This is a genomic window from Pseudoalteromonas lipolytica (genome assembly GCF_001306915.1).
Classification (GTDB): Bacteria; Pseudomonadota; Gammaproteobacteria; order Enterobacterales; family Alteromonadaceae; genus Pseudoalteromonas; species Pseudoalteromonas simplex.
On record NZ_LJTC01000012.1, the window covers coordinates 17394 to 36944 of the forward strand.

The window sequence follows — 19551 nt, forward strand, 5'->3', positions numbered from 1 at the left end:
AGATAAATGCTTACAAACAAACTTTCTCTAATTCTAATTAACGTCGTGGTGATTATTATTACCGCGGGGGCTAGTTAGTGCTTAGAGAAAAGTGAAGCATTTAAAAAGCCCCCCGCACTTAACAGTCCGGGGGGCTTTTTTGTTTTAAGGTTTGAGTCGCAGCAAATACACAATGTCACTGAGGAATGAGGATTTACGATGACAGGCGCAGAGTTAACAATCGATTTATTAGCCAAACATGGCGTTAAGGATGTTTTTGGTTACCCAGGCGGTGCCATCATGCCTATTTACGACGCCTTGTACGGTGCGCCAGTCAAACATTATTTGACGCGTCATGAACAAGGAGCGGGTTTTGCAGCAGTGGGGTTTGCCCGCAGCACAGGTAAGTTAGGTGTGTGTTTTGCAACATCAGGCCCTGGTGCAACCAACTTAATAACCGCTCTTGCTGATGCAATGATGGATTCAGTGCCGTTACTTGCCATCACAGGGCAAGTACCTACCGCCGCAATAGGCTCCGACGCCTTTCAGGAAGTGGACGTGTTAGGTATGTCGTTATCATGTACTAAACATAGTTACATGGTTGAAAGAGCAGAAGATTTAGCCGAAATCCTACAAGAAGCCATCCACTTAGCGCAAAGCGGCCGCCCAGGTCCTGTGTTAGTTGATATCCCGAAAGACATCCAAATGGCACAAGTGCCATTCCACCCTTGGTTAGCTGCCGAAGATCATTTACCAAAATTAGACCCTAACCAAGTTGCAATAGCTAATCAAATCTTAAGTGAAGCGCAGCGCCCTGTGGCGTATATCGGTGGTGGTGTACAAGCTGCTGATGCACAAAACGAGCTTATGCAGTTTTTAGAAAAAACACATATGCCTGCGGTATCAACGTTGAAAGCGTTAGGCAGTGTATTACCTGATTATGAATATGATTTGGGTATGCTAGGTATGCATGGCGGTAAAGCAGCTAACTTAGCAGTGCAAGAGTGTGATGTTTTGGTTTGTATCGGTGCCCGTTTTGACGACCGTGTTACTGGCAATTTAAGCAAGTTTGCCGCAAAAGCAAAAGTGATACACCTTGATATCGACGCAGCAGAGGTTGGTAAGCGTAAGCCTGCAAAAGCGTCATTAGTCGCAGATTTAAAAACGTCATTACCGCAACTTGATTGTTTTGTAACACCTGATGAATGGTTAACGCATATCGAAAGCATGATGAAAGAGCATGCATGGCGTTATGACTATCCAGGCGAGAAAGTATTTGCCCCATATTTATTAAACCAACTAAGCCAAAAAATGCCAGCAACGGGTGTTGTGTGCTGTGATGTGGGTCAGCACCAAATGTGGGTGGCGCAGCACATGAAGTTTAGCCACCCAAGCAATCATTTAAGTAGTGGTGGTGCAGGTACCATGGGCTTTGGTTTACCGGCCGCTATCGGCGCTCAAGTTGCTCGTCCAAATGATTTTGTGATCACGGTGTCGGGTGATGGCTCAATCATGATGAACATTCAAGAACTGGCTACAATTCGCCGTAACAATCTGCCAGTTAAAATTCTAATCTTAGATAACCAGCGCTTAGGCATGGTACGTCAATGGCAGCAGCTATTTTTTGAAGGTCGTTATTCTGAAACAAACCTTTCAGATAATCCTGATTTCGTGCAGTTAGCAGCGGTGTTTGGCATTCCAGGTCAAACCATCACTAAAGCAGATGAAGTCGATGCTGCGGTTGATGCGTTAGTTAATAGTGAAGGTCCATACATTCTGCATGCCTGTATTGATGATAAAGAAAATGTATGGCCGCTTGTACCACCGGGTGCAGCTAATGATGAAATGATGACGGAGACAGTAAAATGAAACACACCCTAACGATTGCACTAAAGAATCAAAGTGTCGCTGTAGAGCGCTTTTTACGCGTTGCACGTCATCGCGGCTTTGACCTAACAACCATGAATTTAGAAATGGCTGATGAAGCGTTTCACGTCACCATGACGGTAGACAGCGATAAGCCAATTTATCTACTAACATCACAATTGAATAAATTGGTTGATGTTAAACACGTTAATGTTGAAAACCAATTTCAACAACAAGCAATCTAGTAAAAAATCAACAGGTAACTAGAGCAGTCAGAGTGATGCTTTAGTGAGAAATAAATTAGGAATGAGGAAGTCAGTGGCATGCCACTGCAACAACTGAGGTAATTATGGCTAAATTAAGAAGTGCAACAACAACAGAAGGTCGCAAACGTGCAGGGGCGCGTGCTTTGTGGCGTGCAACAGGGATGACAGATAAAGACTTCGGTAAGCCAATTATCGCTGTTGTTAACTCATATACTCAGTTTGTACCGGGTCATGTTCACCTTAACCAACTTAGTGAGCTGATGGCTGAAACCATCACCGAAGCCGGTGGTGTACCAAAAGAATTTAATACTATTGCGATCGACGATGGTATCGCAATGGGTCACGGCGGCATGCTGTATTCACTACCATCGCGTGACTTAATTGCTGACTCAGTGGAATACATGGTTAATGCACACTGTGCTGATGCCATGATCTGTATTTCTAACTGCGACAAAATCACCCCAGGGATGATGCTAGCTGCACTGCGTTTAAATATTCCGGTTATTTTCGTATCAGGTGGTCCAATGGAAGCGGGTAAAACACGCCTTGCTGATATCGACATTAAACTTGATTTAGTGGATGCCATGGTGAAAGGCGCTGATACCACAGTAAGCGATGAAGACTCTGAAAAAGTCGAGCGCTCTGCGTGTCCTACTTGTGGTTCGTGTTCGGGTATGTTTACTGCCAACTCAATGAACTGCTTATTAGAAGCGATTGGTTTAGCGCTGCCGGGTAACGGTACCACACTTGCTACGCATAAAGACCGTAAACAACTTTACGTTGAAGCAGGTGCGCGCATTGTTGATTTATGCCGTGAGTATTATCAAAAAGATAATGCAGCAGTATTACCACGTGCGATTGCTAATCGCACTGCCTTTATGAATGCAATGGTAGTTGATATTGCTATGGGTGGTTCATCAAATACGGTTTTACACTTATTAGCTGCCGCGCAAGAAGCGGGTGTCGATTTTGACATGTCGCACATCGATGAGCTTTCCCGTAAAACTCCTTTCCTTTGTAAAGTGGCACCCGCAACCAATAAATATCACATTGAAGATGTGCACCGCGCTGGTGGCATGATGGCAATTATCCGTGAGTTAGGTAAAGCAGGCCTTGTTGATTTATCTGTTGATCACGTTGCAGGCCACAGTATGGCTGAAATGGTGGCTAAATGGGATGCCACCGATCCTAATAATGAAGTAGCGCAAAAATTCTATAAAGCAGGCCCAGCCGGTATCCGCACTACAAAAGCAATGAGCCAAGAATGTCGCTGGCCAGAACTTGATAATGACCGTGAAAACGGCTGTATCCGCAGTGTTGAAAATGCCTTTCGTCAAGATGGTGGCCTAGCTGTACTTTCAGGTAACTTAGCCCTTGATGGCTGTATTGTTAAAAGTGCTGGCGTAGTTGAAGAAATGCTGCACTTTGAAGGCCCAGCTGTTGTATACGAATCACAAGATGATTCGGTTGAAGGCATTCTTAATGGTGAAGTAAAAGCAGGCGATGTTGTTGTAATTCGTTACGAAGGGCCAAAAGGCGGCCCAGGCATGCAAGAAATGCTGTATCCAACTAGTTACTTAAAATCAATGGGCTTAGGTGAAAAATGTGCGCTTATCACCGATGGTCGTTTCTCGGGTGGTACATCGGGTTTATCAATTGGTCACGTTTCACCAGAAGCAGCAAGTGGTGGTGCAATCGCCTATGTTGAAAATGGCGATAAAATAGTAATTGATATTGCAACCCGCGAAATCACTTTAGCGCTGTCAGATGAAGAGCTTGAAGCACGTAAACAAAAGCAACTTGCACGTGGTAAAGACGCTTATAAACCACTTGATCGTGACCGCTATGTTTCATCTGCACTTAAAGCCTATGCATTACTTGCAACCAGTGCAGATAAAGGAGCTGTGCGCGATTTAGCAAAACTTGAGGAGCTTAGTTAATTATGGTTTCTCAAGAGCTCGATTATTTTCGCGCTATCATCCAAGCGAACATGGAGCCGCTTGCAAAAGTCACTGAGGTCAGCGAAATGGCTGATCTTAGTGCACGGTTAGGCAACCATGTGTGGTTAAAGCGTGAAGACCAACAACCGGTTTATTCATTTAAGCTTCGTGGTGCTTTTCATAAACTGAGCAAGTTGCCAAAAGGGTCTGATGTGATCACAGCCTCAGCGGGTAACCATGCGCAAGGGGTTGCACTCAGTGCCTCATTTTTAGGGCATAACGCAACGATTGTGATGCCAGTTACAACACCAGAAATTAAAGTGAATGCAGTACGTTCACTCGGTGGTGAAGTGGTATTACACGGCCATCATTTTGATGCGGCAAAAGCCCATGCTTTAGAACTGACAGAGCAGCGTAACGGGGTGTTTGTGCCACCGTTTGATGATCCTGATGTGATTGTTGGCCAAGGTACCGTTGCCCGTGAATTAATGCAGCAATTGAACGACCTCGATGCTGTTTTTATTCCTGTTGGCGGTGGTGGTTTACTTGCAGGCATGGCGGTGTACATTAAGTCGTTACGTCCTGATATCAAAGTCATTGGTGTTGAAGCTGACGAGAGTGCTTGCCTAAAAGCAGCGCTTGAAGCGGGCAAGCCCGTTGAGCTTGACCGTGTTGGCAGCTTTGCAGATGGTGTAGCCGTAAAAGTCATCGGCACAGAAACATTTCGTTTAGCGCAAAAGTTTTGTGATGAAGTGGTCACTGTAACGGGCGATGAAATCTGCGCCGCAATGCAAGATATCTTTGTTTCGACTCGTGCGATAGCAGAACCTTCAGGGGCGCTATCAACAGCAGGGCTGAAAAAATGGTGCCAACAAAATGGTGTTAAAGGCTTAAACGTTGCTGCAATTTTATCGGGTGCAAACCTAAACTTTGACCGCTTACGTTATGTTGCAGAGCGGACTGCTCTTGGTGAAAAGAACGAAGCACTCCTTGCTGTGACCATAAAAGAAGAAAAGGGTAGCTTTAAGCAGTTTTGTAACTCACTAGGTGGCAGAGCTATCACCGAGTTTAATTACCGTTACGCAGGCCCCGGCGAAGCACAAATTTTTGTTGGTATTGCATTAAGGCAAGGGCTGCAAGAGCTTGAAGAGTTAAAAGCGGCACTGACAGAAAATGACTACACGTTTTGCGATCTATCAGATAACGAGCTGGCTAAATTGCATATTCGTTATATGGTGGGTGGTAAAGCGCCTGCTCAACTTCATGAGCGTTTACTACGCTTTGAGTTTCCTGAATACCCAGGCGCACTGGCGCGATTCTTAGATACCCTTGGTAGTAATTGGAATATCACTTTATTCCATTATCGTAATCATGGTGGAGCGATTGGTAATGTGCTGGCGGCCTTTGCTATTGAACCGAGTGATTATGAGGTATTCAATGAGCATTTGAACCGTTTGGGATACAACGTTCAAGATGAAACGAACAATCCATGTTTCACCCAGTTCTTAACTAGCCAAGGTCAAGAATTAAGTGAGGTTAAAGCGGCAAATCAGTAGCTTAATATAATCAAGGCTGCTAATTAGTAGCCTTGTTTTTTTGTCTATTTTTCCTATAGTTATTGCACGGTTCTCAATCAAGGATGATGCGTGCAAGGAATGAAAAGTCTACTAGGGTTAATCTGTCTAATGCTCTCTATGAGCGCACAGAGCGTTGATAACGTTAGCTTACAATTAAAATGGACTCACCAGTTTCAATTTGCAGGTTATTATATGGCTGCAGAAAAAGGCTTTTACAAGGAAGCGGGCCTTAATGTTGCTATTATACCTGCCGACCCAAATGACCCTGATACCTTTCCTAAAGTGTTAAACGGCCAAGCCGACTTTGCCATTACTCACTCAGGCATATTACAAAAACGCCAGCAAGGCGCATCGGTTGTTGCCCTTGGAGCCATTCTGCAGTTTTCGCCTTACTGCTGGATGGTAAAGAATAACTCCGATATTTTTCAGCCCAGAGACTTTGTTGGAAAGAAACTCAGCAAAGTTAGCTCACTAGAAAATGCAGAACTCTTGGTCATGTTACAGCGTGCTGGATTGAGCCAAGAAAGCTTGATGGCAGCTAGCCATGAAGGCGGCGTTAAAGAGTGGCTTGCCGGTGATTTAGATGCGGTGCAAGTTTATGTGACCAATGAGCCTTACAGCATGACTCTTAGAGGGGTTGGCTATCGAATCATTTGCCCGCAAAAGTTCGGCTTGAATGTGTATGGTGATATTTTATATACCTCTGAGCAGTTTTTAGCGAAGAAGCCTGAGGTTGTAGAGCGTTTTTACCGCGCGAGCCTAAAAGGGTGGCGATATGCTTTATTGCACTTAGAAGAAAGCATCGATGTGACCAAGCAGCACTATGCTAAACATAAAAGCGTACAGGAGCTGGCTTATGAAGCACATGTTTTGGCAAGCTATATTCAACCTCCAGGGATTAAGTTAGGCAATATGTCGATGGCAAAATGGCGTTTAATTGCAGAGCTATATGGCATCGAGCAAGCTGATTTTGATCAGGCTTTTGATGGCTTTATGTATGATCAGCAGCAAGCTGAAGCTATTGAGCTGTCGTGGATGTTGATCCTCGCCATCATTTTAAGTATTGCGTGTGTGCCATTGTACAGTCGCTTGATCAGCAGTAACCGACGTTAAATAAGATAAAAGCTGTTATACTGCTCTTTATTTCTTGTCGCTAAGTAGTTATGACACTTGCCGAGCACTTTGCAGCTTTAGATGCACTGCTATTTTCAACCCGCCAATACTGGCAATGTACCGCATTTGATTTTGATGATCTTCCTTGGCCTGAATTAGCCAACTTATTATGGGCGCTTGATGACCAACAAGTGAGTGAACTTGATGCCGATCAGCAAGCTTTATATCGTTATTTTACTGAGGCAATAGAGGGTATCGACCAGTTGGCTGAGTTGTGTAATTTGCCTGCTATAAGTGCTGCCCGTAATGAATTTCCATTTTGGATAAGTAATGGCATTAAGGGCCGTAAGTTTGAACAACTACAAGACTTTGTCGCGGCCATTAGTCAGCAGTCATTAAACCAGCCTGTTTTAGAATGGTGTGCAGGTAAAGGGCATTTAGGTCGTATGTTGGCATTTAATGGGGCACCACGTGTCCATAGCATTGAGCTACAACAACACTTGTGCGATCAAGGTCAACACAGTGCTAAGCAACAGCAATTGGCGATGCAGTTTTCACAGGCTGATGTATTAACCGATGACACAGATGGCTTTTTTGAAAGCCAGCAGCATGCAGTTGCATTGCATGCCTGTGGTCGTTTGCATCAAACATTTATGCAGCAAGCAAGTAAAGCGAAAACCCAGCAAATTAGTTTTTCACCGTGCTGTTATCATTTATTCACTGATAACGCTTATCAAGCAATGAGCGAGCCCGTAAAAAAAAGCCAACTTGCGCTTACTCATCGCGATTTAAAACTGGCGCTGCAAGAAACGGTAACCGCACCGAGCCGAGTTGATAAGGTCAGAAAAACAGAGGTTGAATGGCGTCTTGGATTTGATGCGTTACGTAAATCACTGACCGGTGAAATGCACTATGTGAGTGTACCGTCAGTGAACAAAGCGATCTTCTCTGATTCGTTTAACTCATTTTGTTTATGGGCTGCTGAGAAAAAATCATTACATTTACCTGAAGGTATTGATTACAATAAGTTTTTAGAGATAGGTAAAAAGCGCAAAAGGGTCACCGAGCGAGTTGAACTCGTCCGACATGTGTTCAGAAGGGCAATTGAAGTTTGGCTCGTGCTCGATCGTGCTTTATATTTGCAACAACAAGGGTATCAAGTAACAGTTAGTACGTTTTGCGAAAAGCAGCTGACACCAAGGAATATCTTGATCCAAGCTAATTATTAAAAACCGTAAAGAGGCGCAATGAGAAAGTTAAAAAATTTATTCGAAAATAATAGACGTTGGGCAGCGCGTACGAGTGAAAATGATCCTGAGTTTTTTAAAATTCTATCAATGCAGCAAAATCCAGAGTATTTGTGGATCGGTTGTTCTGACTCGCGTGTACCTGCAAACGAAATTGTAGACTTATTACCGGGTGAGCTATTTGTTCACCGTAACGTAGCAAATGTCGTTGTGCATACTGACCATAACTGTCTTTCGGTAATGCAATACGCTGTTGAAGTGCTGAAAGTGAAGCACATCATGGTCGTTGGTCACTATGGCTGTGGTGGTGTTCAAGCAGTATTAAACGAAGCGCGTTTTGGCTTAATTGATAACTGGCTACGCCATGTAGGTGATGTAAAAGAAAAACACATCGAACAACTCAATGCATTACCTGAGCAAGAGCGTTTAAATAGCTTAATTGAACTAAACGTTATCGAACAAGTACGTAACGTGTGCCGTACTAACATTGTGCAAGATGCTTGGGCGAAAGGCCAAGATTTAACAATTCATGGTTGGGTGTATGGCTTAGCGAATGGTCACCTTAATGATCTTGAGTCGGTTGTGACCTGTGCTGAAGAAGCTAGTGATACCTACGGTATCGCCGTTAAGCGTGTATTCGAACGCGTGGCAGAAAAAAGCTAAAACCTAAACTAGTTAGGTAGAAAAAAGGAGAGCTAATTCGCTCTCCTTTTTTATTGTTTGTCTTGTTTGCTAGCAAGTTGCTGCTCGAGTAATGCAACTTTCTCTTCAAGCTCAGTGAGTTTTTCACGAGTACGAATAAGTACTTGGCTTTGAATATCAAACTCATCACGGCTTACAAAGTCCATCTCAGCAAGTTTGTTTTGAATAGCTTGCTTTGTTTTGCCTTCAACTGTTTCGGCAAGGTTTTTCACGCCTTGCGGCATGTTGTCAGTAATTTGCTTAGCGATTTCTTCAAGTTTTGCTGGGTTGATCATCTTCGTCCCTTGAGTCACGTAAAAAAACAATCTTACCTTATTGGCTAGGCGTAGTGTAGTGATTACGGTAAAATTGCCCGTCCTGTCTTTGGATAATTTCTTTAGGGGCTTATGAAACTCAACCCAAAACAAGATGAAGCGGTAAAGTATATCAGTGGACCGTGTCTGGTATTAGCCGGTGCGGGCTCTGGTAAAACGCGTGTTATTACTAATAAAATCGCTTACTTGGTGCAAAAGTGTGAGTATCAAGCGCGCAATATTGCGGCGGTAACTTTTACCAATAAAGCGGCAAAAGAAATGCGCGAGCGTGTAACGCAAACACTGGGTAAACAAGAGTCGAAAGGCTTATGGGTTTCAACGTTTCATACCCTTGGGCTTGAGATCATCAAAAAAGAGTTAACGACGCTAGGGTTTAAACCCGGTTTTTCGTTGTTTGATGATCAAGATACCAACCAGTTACTAGCCGAGCTGACCGAAGAAGAACTAAAAAAAGACAAAGACTTACTCAACCTACTAAAAATGCAAATAGGTAACTGGAAGAACGAATTGATTCTGCCAGAGCGTGCTGTTCGCGAAGCCCGTGAGCCACAAAAAGCCTTATTTGCTCAGCTGTATGCGCGTTATCAAAATCAACTACGTGCTTATAATGCCCTTGATTTTGATGATCTGATCATGATCCCTACTTTATTGTTAGGCCAAAATGCTACTGCGCGTGAGCGTTGGCAGCAGCGTTTTCGTTACCTACTGGTGGATGAGTATCAAGATACCAACACCAGTCAGTATCAGTTGGTTAAGTTATTGGTGGGTGAACGAGCTCGTTTTACAGTGGTAGGCGATGATGACCAATCAATTTACTCATGGCGCGGTGCTAAGCCTCAAAACCTTGTACTATTGAGTAAAGATTTTCCGGGCTTACGTTTAATTAAGCTTGAACAAAACTACCGAAGCGCAGGGCGAATTCTAAAAGCGGCGAATATTTTGATCGCCAATAACCCTCATGAGTTTGATAAAAAGCTATTCAGTGAACTTGGTTATGGTGAGCCAATCAAAGTGATTGGTTGTCGTGATGAAGAGCATGAATCAGAGCGAGTGGTGGCAGAGATCATTTCTCATAAATTCATGAAACGCACCAGCTACAAAGATTACGCGATTTTATACCGTGGTAACCATCAAGCGCGCGTGTTTGAAAAAGCACTTATGAGCAACCGCATTCCCTATAAGATCAGTGGCGGCATGTCGTTTTTCTCGCGTTCAGAAATTAAAGATATCATGGCGTATTTACGCTTATTGGTGAACCAAGATGATGACAATGCCTTTTTACGTATTGTAAATACGCCACGCCGTGAGATTGGTACGGTCACACTCGAAAAACTTGGCACCCTTGCTAATGAAAAGCATATCAGCTTATTTGCAGCCTGTTTTGAACCTGAACTTGCTCACCGATTAAAAGGCCGTGGTTTTAATGCCTTAGCTGGCTTTGCTCGCTGGGTGGTTGAGCTTTCTGATAATGCGGTACGCGGCGATACCCTTGAGGCTGTGAAAGAGTTAGTTAGACAAATTAACTACGAAGCATACCTTTATGAGTCATCACCAAGTGCAAAAGCTGCTGAAATGCGCATGAAGAACGTTTCAGAGCTTTATCGTTGGATCACCGACATGCTAACAGGGGACGCAGACAACCCGCCGCTGAACCTTGCTGAGGTGGTTAGTAAACTGACTTTACGTGACATGCTTGAACGCAACGAAGAGGAAGACGAATCTGATGCGGTACAATTACTGACACTGCATGCTTCAAAAGGTTTGGAGTATCCGTATGTGTTCATGGTTGGCATGGAAGAGGGGTTACTACCACACCAAGTAAGTATCGATGAAGATAACGTTGAAGAAGAGCGTCGTCTTGCTTATGTAGGTATAACCCGTGCTCAACAAGAGTTGGTAATGACTTATGCTAAGTTACGTCGTCAATTTGGTGAAACGTCAGATACTGAGCTCAGTCGCTTTGTGCAGGAGTTACCACAAGATGACTTAGCCTTTGAAGCGAAAAAGCCACCGTCTTCACAGGCTGAGCGTATGGAAAAAGGCCAAGCCCGTGTAGCTAATCTAAGAGCGATGCTTAAGAAGTAATTATTTGTGCGCTTGGTGTTTCGTATTCGAAGGGCGCCAGCGCATGCTGTTTACCAATAAACAACGACAACCCGTGCTTATCGAGTAACGTGCGGTAGTTAAAAATCGACGGTCCTTTCGCGATTACTTTGATATTTTGCAGCTTAGTAATCGCCAGTACACCTTGCAGTTGTAAGTGATAGTTTTCTTGCTGTAATACGCGCTTGCTAAATGTTGAACTTAATAACAAGTAATCGAATTGAAACTCAGTCAGTAAGTTTAACTCACAGCGATCTTTAGCAAATTCATTCAACCCAATCGAAAATCCTTGTGCGACCAAGTTTTTTAAATTTTCAATTTGTACCGCTGATGCGTAACGAATTTCTTGTTCGTTGAATAACAGACACATTCTATTCGCATCGTGGGCTTTTAATAGCTTACATAGTGCTTGAAAATTAATACGTTCAAGGACTAAGCCAGAGCAAGGGAACAATACTTTTTCTTTCTTACTGTCACTTACTAAGCTGAATGCTTGTTTTAGTAAGTTAAGTTCAACCTCAAAGTGCTGTACTCTATCGGTCGCAAACTTCTTAAGTACTTCAAAGCTGGTGCTGCCAAGTACTGGGTGTTCACCAAATGCTTCGAGTAAAGACTCTGCGCGAGTTTGCTCATCCAAGGTAATGATTTCGGCACTTCTAAAGTGCATAGGCAAGTCATCTAAGTGATGCATATTGTCAGCATCATGTTGCACATTACTGGCATTAAGCAGCGGATGGAAACATTCAAAGCGATTACGGCCTGCATTTTTAGCGTAATACATGGCGGCGTCGGCATCACGTATAATTTCATCGGTGTGCTTGTAGCTTGGTTTTGAGTAAGTAATACCAATACTGGCACCACTTTGAATGCATTGACCCTTCATACAGAAAGGTTTTCTCATTATTTCGATGATACGTTTGGCAACATCTTGAGCTTGCTGTTGCTCAGTTAAGTGAGTGAGCAATACCACAAACTCATCACCACCTAAACGTGCAAGTAAATCATGCTCACGGATACAATGCGAGAAAGATTCAGCAACACCAATTAAAAATTGATCGCCTGCTTGGTGACCAAGGTGATCGTTGATGTCTTTAAATTTATCAAGGTCAATAAATAACACTGCAAACTGCTGCTCTGGATAGCGCTGATAATGCTGCAATGTTTTTTCTAACTGTGTTAGGAATAAACTGCGATTAGGTAAACTGGTTAATGAGTCATGGTGTGCATCGTGGTACAGCTGCTGTTCTATTTTTTTACGCTCTTCAATTTGCATCTGTAAGTGCAGGTTTGCTTGGCGTAACTCTTTCGTTTTCTCTGCAACTCTGTTTTCCAGCTTTTGATGATTTAGCTTTAACTCTTGATTTGCTAAATGGGTTTGAATGACGTTGGCTATTTGATGCGATACAAAGGTAATTAACTCACAGTCATCTTGCGTGAATTCGTGTTTATTATTATACGCTTGGCAAACTATTAGACCAATGACACCTTGCGATGTTTTAAGTGGTGCACCTAACCAGCTAGTTGCTGTTCGTTCAGCCGGGACGTCTACGGGCCTTTCAACAACGCCTAACTTAATTAGATTATTTGCTTTATCAATATCGATGACTTGGCATTCTTCGGAGCTTAAAACAAGTTCACTAAAACCTTTTGCAAAAGGTCTCGGCCTGCCTGTGTCATTGTATTCATCGACACAGTACGGAAAACTTAACCAGTGAGTTTGCTCATCATAAAGGGCAATATATAGGTTGTCTGCATAGGTAATGGTTTTAATAATTTCGTGAACATGTTTATAAACGTCGTCAAGATTTTCACTTAAGGTTGCCAGCTCTGATATTTTAAAAAGGATCTGTTGACGCTCTAACGCTTTTTTACGTTGCTGTATTTCTTCATTGAGAGCTTGATTACTTTGTGTCAGTGCACGAGTGCGAATTTTAACTTCTGATTCGAGCAGTTCACGTTTCTTAACTCGTTCGATGGCCGTTGCCAAATAAAGTGACATTACTTCTAGCAACTCAATTTGTTGCTCAGAATAACTCAGGTCTTTTTCATAGCTTTGCGCGACCATCACTCCAATTATTGACTTATCGCGGTATACAGGAACTCCAACCCAATGCTCGGCAGGTGTGCCAAAGCATTTGAGTAAGCCTTGTTCAACCGCTAGCTCTGTTTGTTGTTTGGTGAAGTAGCTGGTTTTACCTTGCTTAAATACGTAACCTGTCAGGCCTTCTTTAAAGTACTGCTCATACTTCAATGGCACAGAGAGGCCATCTTTTTCGTCGGCAAAATAAGATAACTCAAGGTTATCGTAAACAGGGTTATGCAAAACCACGAAGAAGTTTTTACTTGGAATATAGTCTTGCAGGATGTTGTGGATAGCAGGGTAAAGCAAGGTTAATTCGGCAACAGTACTCGCTTGCTCTGATAATTGTAAAAGAGCATGTTGCAAGTGATGTGATTGCTTATACTTTTGTAAAAGCGATTTTAAGCGAACATTTTTACGTGCAAGCTTATCAAAGTGTGTTGCTGAATCTTCCAATGATTTAGAACTCATTTTATTATTGTTTAAATATCGTCCTTAATAGTTCCACTTTTTTATTAGATCGTCAAGTAACAGCTGTTAACAAAGTAGTAATTTATTATGGTCATATTTGGCTACAGAGCTAGCCTCGCGCCCTGATAAAGGCATAAAAAAAGGGCTTATAAAAATAAGCCCTTAGTATTAGATTTGAAACTGTTACTTGCTAGTCATGAAATCGATAGCAGCGCTGATCTCTTCATCAGAACAGTCCATACACGTACCTTTAGGAGGCATCGCGTTGAAACCATTGATTGCATGGTCAAGTAAAGTGTCCATGCCTTTAGCAATACGAGGAGCCCAATCATCAGCTGATTTAGGTGCGCCTAGTGCACCAGTGCCGTGACAAGCAAAGCATGCTGCTTGGTAAACTTGTTCACCAGAACGAGGGCCTGTAGGTTCAGCAGCGACTGCAGCTTTATCACCTTCTAGATAGACAGAACCAATTGGCGCTAGACGCTTTTTGATAGCATCTTCAGTCAAAGAGTTGTCATACGCTTGTGCATATGCCGTTGTTGCTAGCAGTAATAATGCAGCTGATAGTTTTTTCATTTTGCCTTGCTCACTTCGATTTGAACGTGATCAATCACGATATATATGACGGAAATTAGAACGATTATAACGCTAAGCCACAATTTATAAAATGATCTAAAAGGCTTTTTCTTGAGAAAAACCGTCATTTTTTTGCGTTAGCGCAAGAAAAGCCAGCATAAAATACTGGCTCTTAGCTTGATGCTTAAGCAAGCTCTAATACTTTGTTAACTAATTTTTCGATACCCGCATCTGCATCTAAAATACTTTGGGCCAACATATAGGCTGGGGTAGTGACCACTTTATGTTGTTGATCAACAACGATATCGTTCACAGCACAGCTTTGGTGTGCTCCACCAAGTTGTTCTATAGCTGCGGCGGTCTCTGCATCGCTCCCAATGGTTGTTTTTACACCTTTACCATAAATAAGCGGCAGCATGGCAGGCGCAATACATATATAACCAGCTGCTTTGTTGGCATCGACAAAAGCCTTCGCTGTTGTCAGTACATCACCTTGAACTTGTGCATCAGCACCTTTCACAGCAAAGTCGGATAGGTTTTTCGCGGCACCAAAACCACCTGGTACGATCAAGGCATCGAACTCATCTACATTTAGCTCAGTGAGCGCTTTAATTTCACCGCGGGCAATACGTGCAGCTTCAACTAGCACATTACGATTAGGTGTCATTTCTTCACCTGTTAGGTGATTAACGGTGTGCATTTGTTCGATATCGGGTGCGAAGCATTCATAGCTCGCGCCTGCTTTAGCGATATGTAATAAGGTTAACACGGCTTCATTGATTTCTGCGCCGTCGTAAACACCGCAACCAGCTAAAATTACAGCAACTTTTTTCATTTTTGAACTCTCCTTAATGCGACTAGCTTAAGTTTAACAAGGATACGAGCATGGCGACAAAATAAAAAATTTTCGTCGCTTGATAACTCGCAAAGCATGATGAATAGCTGTTTATGCCTTTTTATAAATTACTAACGAAAAAAAAAGTATAAAGGATCGCTATGATCTTTGATCCATTATGCTAGAATACTCCTCCGGTTATGAAAAGGGATGTTAATTCGGTATCGAATAAGCAAAAGGTTATCGCTACTAAAACCGTTTTCCACATCGGACAAAAATAATAAAAAAAGAACGCCGTAATATCTTTTTTAAATAAAAACATAAGCTTATCTAATTTTCCTAAATTTTTTTTCATTTTGGGAGAATTAACTGTGTCTGTTATCTACAAAGTTATCCACAGCTTGCTCTGTCATAAAGCTTTATTGGTTAATAATTCACAGTCGTTTTCTTCATGACCTTATGGCATGCTTACAAACAATTTAATGTTATTCAATTAGGATCCAATTTCACCATGGCTCAGATCCCTGAAAATCCACTTATTCTTGTAGATGGTTCTTCTTATTTATTCCGTGCATACCATTCGCCACCGCACCTTACTAACTCAAAAGGTGAAGCGACAGGCGCAATCTATGGCGTAGTTAATATGCTTAAGAGTTTGATCAAGCAATATGATCCATCGCACATGGTGGTGGTATTTGATGCCAAGGGTAAAACCTTCAGAAATGATATGTACAGCGAATATAAAGCGAATCGTCCGCCAATGCCGGATGATTTACGCACACAGATCGCACCACTGCATAACATTATTAAAGCAATGGGTTTTCCACTGATTAGTATTGAAGGTGTTGAAGCTGACGATGTTATCGGTACGTTTGCGCGAATAGCCTCAGAGCAGCAGCGTCATGTGCTGATCTCGACTGGCGATAAAGATATGGCGCAGCTTGTTAATGAGCATGTTACGCTGATCAATACCATGACAGATAGCATTTCAGATCCAGAAACCGTGGTTGAGAAGTTTGGCGTTGGTCCTGAATTGATCATTGATTACCTTGCCCTAATGGGTGACAAAGTCGATAACATCCCAGGTGTTGATGGCTGTGGTCCAAAAACAGCGGTGAAGTGGCTGCAAAAATATGGATCATTACAAGGTGTCATTGATCATGCAGGTGAAATAAAAGGCAAGATTGGTGAAAAGCTTGCTACAGCACTTGATCATTTGCCACTTAGCTATGAGTTAGCAACAATTAAGTGTGATGTTGAGGTTGAGTCAGATCTTGAAAGCTTTAAGCTGCAAGAGCCTAATCGTGACGAATTGATTGCACTTTATGGTGAGTGTGAGTTCCGCCGTTGGTTAGCTGAGCTACTTGATAACCCTAAAGACGCTGACACGCATTTAGATGTGCCAACTGAAGCTAACGAACTACCAAAAGTTGCTGATGCACACTACGAAACAATCTTAACTGAAGAGCAACTTGATACCTTAGTGGCGCAGTTAAATGACGCCGAATTGTTTGCTTTTGATACTGAAACAACCAGCCTTGATTATATGCAAGCGCAATTGGTTGGTATGAGCTTTGCGGTTAAAGCCGGTGAAGCGGCTTACCTTCCGGTTGGTCACGATTACCCTGATGCGCCTGACCAATTAAGCTTAGAAACCGTAATGGCAAAAATTGGCCCAATCTTAGCTGACGAAAACAAAGCGAAAGTGGGGCAAAACCTTAAGTACGATAAAAGCGTGTTAGCTAACGCAGGTTTTGAATTAAAAGGCATTAAATACGACACCATGCTGGAGTCGTATGTATTTAATAGTGTAGGCAGCCGCCATGATATGGACTCGTTGGCACTGAAATACCTTGGTCACAAAAATATCAGCTTTGAAGATATTGCCGGTAAAGGTAAGAAGCAGTTAACGTTTAATCAAATTGAGCTAGAAAAAGCGGCGCCTTATGCTGCTGAAGATGCCGATATAACGCTACGTCTTCATCAAGTATTATGGCCAAAAATTGATGCTGATAGCCAATTAAAATCGGTATTCGAAGAGATTGAGTTACCACTTGTCACAGTGCTTTCTGATATTGAGCGTACTGGTGTTGCAATTGATAGCAACATGCTAGCAGCTCATAGCCAACGTTTAGGTGAACGCCTGTTAGAGCTTGAGCAAGAAGCTTATGATATTGCGGGTGAAAAATTTAACTTAGGCTCACCTAAGCAACTGCAAGCTATTTTGTTTGAAAAACTTGAGCTGCCTGTTATCAAGAAAACACCTAAGGGTGCACCTTCGACAGCAGAAGAGGTGTTACAAGAACTTGCTCATGATTACCCGTTACCAAAAGTGATTATTGAGCACCGTGGTTTATCTAAACTTAAATCAACCTACACAGATAAACTTCCGCTAATGGTTGATGAGCGCACTAAGCGAGTGCATACCTCTTACCATCAAGCTGTAACAGCAACAGGTCGTTTAAGTTCAACGGATCCTAACTTACAGAATATTCCAATTCGTTCAGAAGAAGGCCGTCGAATTCGTGAAGCCTTTATTGCTGCACCTGGCCATAAAATTGTGGCTGCCGATTACAGCCAAATTGAATTACGTATCATGGCGCATTTATCTCAAGATAAAGGCCTATTAACTGCCTTTGCGAATGGTTTAGATGTTCACAGTGCAACAGCGGCAGAAGTCTTCGGGGTTAGCCTTGAAGAGGTTACCAGCGATATGCGCCGTAAAGCTAAAGCGGTTAACTTCGGTTTAATTTATGGCATGTCGGCGTTTGGTTTATCACGTCAATTAGATGTACCACGTCATGAAGCACAGCATTATATTGATAAATACTTCGAGCGTTTCCCTGGCGTACTTGAGTACATGGAAACAACCCGTGAAAAAGCAGCTGATAAAGGGTATGTAGAAACGATTTTTGGCCGCCGCTTACATTTACCTGAAATCAATGCCCGTAACGGTGCTCGTCGTAAAGCCGCTGAGCGTGCTGCGATCAACGCACCAATGCAAGGGACTGCTGCAGATATCATCAAAAAAGCGATGCTAAAAGTTCATCAATGGGTGAACGCACAAGCTGCAGGTTCAGTTAAGCTGCTCATGCAAGTGCACGATGAATTAGTGTTCGAAATTAAAGAAGAATCTGTGGACGACTATAAAGCTGAAATTTGTAAGTTAATGTCAGAAGCCGCTACTCTTGATGTGCCTCTGATTGTTGAAGCCGACAGCGGTGACAACTGGCAACAAGCTCACTAATATCTAAACTAAGAGCCACCGATATAACAATTCGAGTGGCTCGGTCTGATTAGTTAAGGAGTGGTCGGTAGCTCCTATCATCCCCATAGCTTGATGTGAAATTGCTCCAAAAGTTTAACCCCAAACTTTAATTGTAAGCTCGTTACTTATTTATTTCTAAAATAGCTTTTAGGGTATTCTCTTTTTCAAGAATATCGCGATACAGTGCGAACTGGTTTCGGGCTCGTTCGAGATTATGGTGAGCATGTTTAGTCGCAAAGTAATTGTCACCATCAATAAAATCAGTAAGAAAGCGCAAGCCAATCATAAATGTCATTACTTTTGTGCCAAGCCAAAAGCTCTCTTTTTCTGCATCAGTGATTACATTTTTTAATGGTTCTACATAGCCCTTAACAATAGCTGCAAAAATTTCTTCGCGAACTGTTACATTTTTCAGGTTAGTTGAGTCCTCTTGCTCAGGTGAACAGAAAGTGCGCACCATGTCACCAAAATCAAATAACCAATAGCCAGGCATACAGGTATCTAAATCGATAACTGCTTTTGCATCATCAGAATCTTTACAAAAAAGCATGTTATTGATTTTTGTATCATTATGACAGGGTCTTAATGGGATCTTACCTTCCAGTTTCTGTAGTTCATCAATTAGCGATTGCTGATTTAAACAGAACTCGATATCTGGTTGGCAAAGCTCGATACGATTTACAGGGTCATTTTCGATTGCTTTTCTGAAAGCATCAAAACGCATTGCTAAATTATGAAAATCTGGGATAACATGATGTAGTTGCTCAGCCTGAAAGTCTTGTAAAGCAAGCGCAAATTGACCAAATGCATTGGCCGCAGTTTGTGCTTGAGAGATGTTTGCTACAACATCCTCACTGTAACTGCCGCCAATAAATTCGAGTGCACGCCACACGCCTTGGTCACATTCCACCAAAAAATCATTTTTTATTGTCGGTACATGACGAATAATCTCGAGACTATATTCACCTTTCACATGTTTGTCGTTTAGGTGCTTTTCGATAAGCCTTGCATTCTCTACAAGCTGCTCAGGGTTAGGAAATACATCAGTATTTAGTTTTTGCACAACGACAGCATTATCTTGTGACTTAAGAAGCATCGTTGTGTTTATATGGCCGTTGCCAATAGGTTTCAGTGTCACGTGATCTGAACTTAAGCCAAAATGCTCAGAAAGATAAGTTGCAACAGGATTCGACTTCATTAATTTTCCATTACTT

Annotated in this window: 14 protein-coding genes; 9 read left to right on the plus strand and 5 right to left on the minus strand. The window is 42.4% G+C overall.

The window, feature by feature from the left end; genetic code table 11:
• Window positions 1-198 precede the first annotated feature (198 nt).
• From ilvG to can, 7 genes are all read left to right on the plus strand, one after another.
• On the plus strand, window positions 199-1848 hold the full coding sequence (gene ilvG / locus AOG27_RS16490; RefSeq protein WP_054554109.1) for an acetolactate synthase 2 catalytic subunit: 1650 nt from the start codon (window positions 199-201) through the stop codon (window positions 1846-1848).
• Window positions 1845-2090 carry an acetolactate synthase 2 small subunit gene (ilvM, locus tag AOG27_RS16495; RefSeq protein ID WP_054554110.1) on the plus strand — a complete coding sequence of 82 codons (246 nt, stop codon included), beginning with the start codon at window positions 1845-1847 and terminating at the stop codon, window positions 2088-2090. Before ilvG ends, ilvM begins: the two co-directional genes overlap by 4 nt.
• Before the next feature lie 104 nt (window positions 2091-2194).
• Window positions 2195-4051, plus strand: coding sequence for a dihydroxy-acid dehydratase (gene ilvD / locus AOG27_RS16500; protein ID WP_054554111.1), 1857 nt, complete (start codon window positions 2195-2197; stop codon window positions 4049-4051).
• Between the two features lie 2 nt (window positions 4052-4053).
• Entirely contained in the window at window positions 4054-5607 is a 1554-nt protein-coding gene (ilvA, locus tag AOG27_RS16505) for a threonine ammonia-lyase, biosynthetic (protein WP_054554112.1), read from the plus strand.
• Between the two features lie 138 nt (window positions 5608-5745).
• Entirely contained in the window at window positions 5746-6741 is a 996-nt protein-coding gene (locus tag AOG27_RS16510; RefSeq protein WP_235523716.1) for an ABC transporter substrate-binding protein, read from the plus strand.
• Between the two features lie 50 nt (window positions 6742-6791).
• Entirely contained in the window at window positions 6792-7970 is a 1179-nt protein-coding gene (locus AOG27_RS16515; protein ID WP_054554113.1) for a methyltransferase, read from the plus strand.
• Between the two features lie 18 nt (window positions 7971-7988).
• Window positions 7989-8651: a carbonate dehydratase gene (can, locus tag AOG27_RS16520; RefSeq protein ID WP_054554114.1), complete on the plus strand. Its 663-nt coding sequence runs from the start codon at window positions 7989-7991 to the stop codon at window positions 8649-8651.
• A gap of 50 nt (window positions 8652-8701) precedes the next feature.
• Here the strand turns inward: can and ubiK are convergent, their stop codons facing one another.
• A complete protein-coding gene (gene ubiK, locus AOG27_RS16525) occupies window positions 8702-8965 on the minus strand; it encodes a ubiquinone biosynthesis accessory factor UbiK (RefSeq protein WP_054554115.1) in 264 nt (87 codons plus the stop codon).
• Between the two features lie 111 nt (window positions 8966-9076).
• On the opposite strand from ubiK, the gene rep reads away from it, so the two are divergent.
• Entirely contained in the window at window positions 9077-11089 is a 2013-nt protein-coding gene (rep, locus tag AOG27_RS16530; RefSeq protein WP_054554116.1) for a DNA helicase Rep, read from the plus strand.
• Here rep and AOG27_RS16535 read toward each other — a convergent pair.
• The 3 genes from AOG27_RS16535 to elbB all read right to left on the minus strand — a co-directional run bounded on the left by AOG27_RS16535 (window position 11079) and on the right by elbB (window position 15069).
• The gene (locus AOG27_RS16535) at window positions 11079-13658 is read right to left on the minus strand and encodes a diguanylate cyclase domain-containing protein (RefSeq protein ID WP_054554117.1); all 2580 of its coding nucleotides are present in this window, start codon (window positions 13656-13658) and stop codon (window positions 11079-11081) included. The genes rep and AOG27_RS16535 overlap by 11 nt on opposite strands.
• Before the next feature lie 183 nt (window positions 13659-13841).
• The gene (locus AOG27_RS16540; protein ID WP_054554118.1) at window positions 13842-14234 is read right to left on the minus strand and encodes a c-type cytochrome; all 393 of its coding nucleotides are present in this window, start codon (window positions 14232-14234) and stop codon (window positions 13842-13844) included.
• 184 nt (window positions 14235-14418) lie between these two features.
• Window positions 14419-15069 (minus strand): isoprenoid biosynthesis glyoxalase ElbB, encoded by a 651-nt coding sequence (gene elbB, locus AOG27_RS16545; RefSeq protein ID WP_054554119.1) that lies wholly within the window; start codon window positions 15067-15069, stop codon window positions 14419-14421.
• 511 nt (window positions 15070-15580) lie between these two features.
• Here elbB and polA point away from each other — a divergent pair.
• Window positions 15581-18316, plus strand: coding sequence for a DNA polymerase I (polA, locus tag AOG27_RS16550; RefSeq protein ID WP_054554120.1), 2736 nt, complete (start codon window positions 15581-15583; stop codon window positions 18314-18316).
• Between the two features lie 142 nt (window positions 18317-18458).
• Here polA and AOG27_RS16555 read toward each other — a convergent pair whose 3' ends face one another.
• Window positions 18459-19535, minus strand: coding sequence for a phosphotransferase enzyme family protein (locus AOG27_RS16555; RefSeq protein ID WP_054554121.1), 1077 nt, complete (start codon window positions 19533-19535; stop codon window positions 18459-18461).
• Window positions 19536-19551 lie beyond the last annotated feature (16 nt).

What these genes read in the sequence shown, in the direction of transcription:
- ilvG (WP_054554109.1), top strand. Translation starts at nt 199, where the DNA reads ATGACAGGCGCAGAGTTAACAATCGATTTATTAGCCAAACATGGCGTT.
- ilvM (WP_054554110.1), top strand. Translation starts at nt 1,845, where the DNA reads ATGAAACACACCCTAACGATTGCACTAAAGAATCAAAGTGTCGCTGTA.
- ilvD (WP_054554111.1), top strand. Translation starts at nt 2,195, where the DNA reads ATGGCTAAATTAAGAAGTGCAACAACAACAGAAGGTCGCAAACGTGCA.
- ilvA (WP_054554112.1), top strand. Translation starts at nt 4,054, where the DNA reads ATGGTTTCTCAAGAGCTCGATTATTTTCGCGCTATCATCCAAGCGAAC.
- AOG27_RS16510 (WP_235523716.1), top strand. Translation starts at nt 5,746, where the DNA reads ATGAGCGCACAGAGCGTTGATAACGTTAGCTTACAATTAAAATGGACT.
- AOG27_RS16515 (WP_054554113.1), top strand. Translation starts at nt 6,792, where the DNA reads ATGACACTTGCCGAGCACTTTGCAGCTTTAGATGCACTGCTATTTTCA.
- can (WP_054554114.1), top strand. Translation starts at nt 7,989, where the DNA reads ATGAGAAAGTTAAAAAATTTATTCGAAAATAATAGACGTTGGGCAGCG.
- ubiK (WP_054554115.1), bottom strand. Translation starts at nt 8,965, where the DNA reads ATGATCAACCCAGCAAAACTTGAAGAAATCGCTAAGCAAATTACTGAC.
- rep (WP_054554116.1), top strand. Translation starts at nt 9,077, where the DNA reads ATGAAACTCAACCCAAAACAAGATGAAGCGGTAAAGTATATCAGTGGA.
- AOG27_RS16535 (WP_054554117.1), bottom strand. Translation starts at nt 13,658, where the DNA reads ATGAGTTCTAAATCATTGGAAGATTCAGCAACACACTTTGATAAGCTT.
- AOG27_RS16540 (WP_054554118.1), bottom strand. Translation starts at nt 14,234, where the DNA reads ATGAAAAAACTATCAGCTGCATTATTACTGCTAGCAACAACGGCATAT.
- elbB (WP_054554119.1), bottom strand. Translation starts at nt 15,069, where the DNA reads ATGAAAAAAGTTGCTGTAATTTTAGCTGGTTGCGGTGTTTACGACGGC.
- polA (WP_054554120.1), top strand. Translation starts at nt 15,581, where the DNA reads ATGGCTCAGATCCCTGAAAATCCACTTATTCTTGTAGATGGTTCTTCT.
- AOG27_RS16555 (WP_054554121.1), bottom strand. Translation starts at nt 19,535, where the DNA reads ATGAAGTCGAATCCTGTTGCAACTTATCTTTCTGAGCATTTTGGCTTA.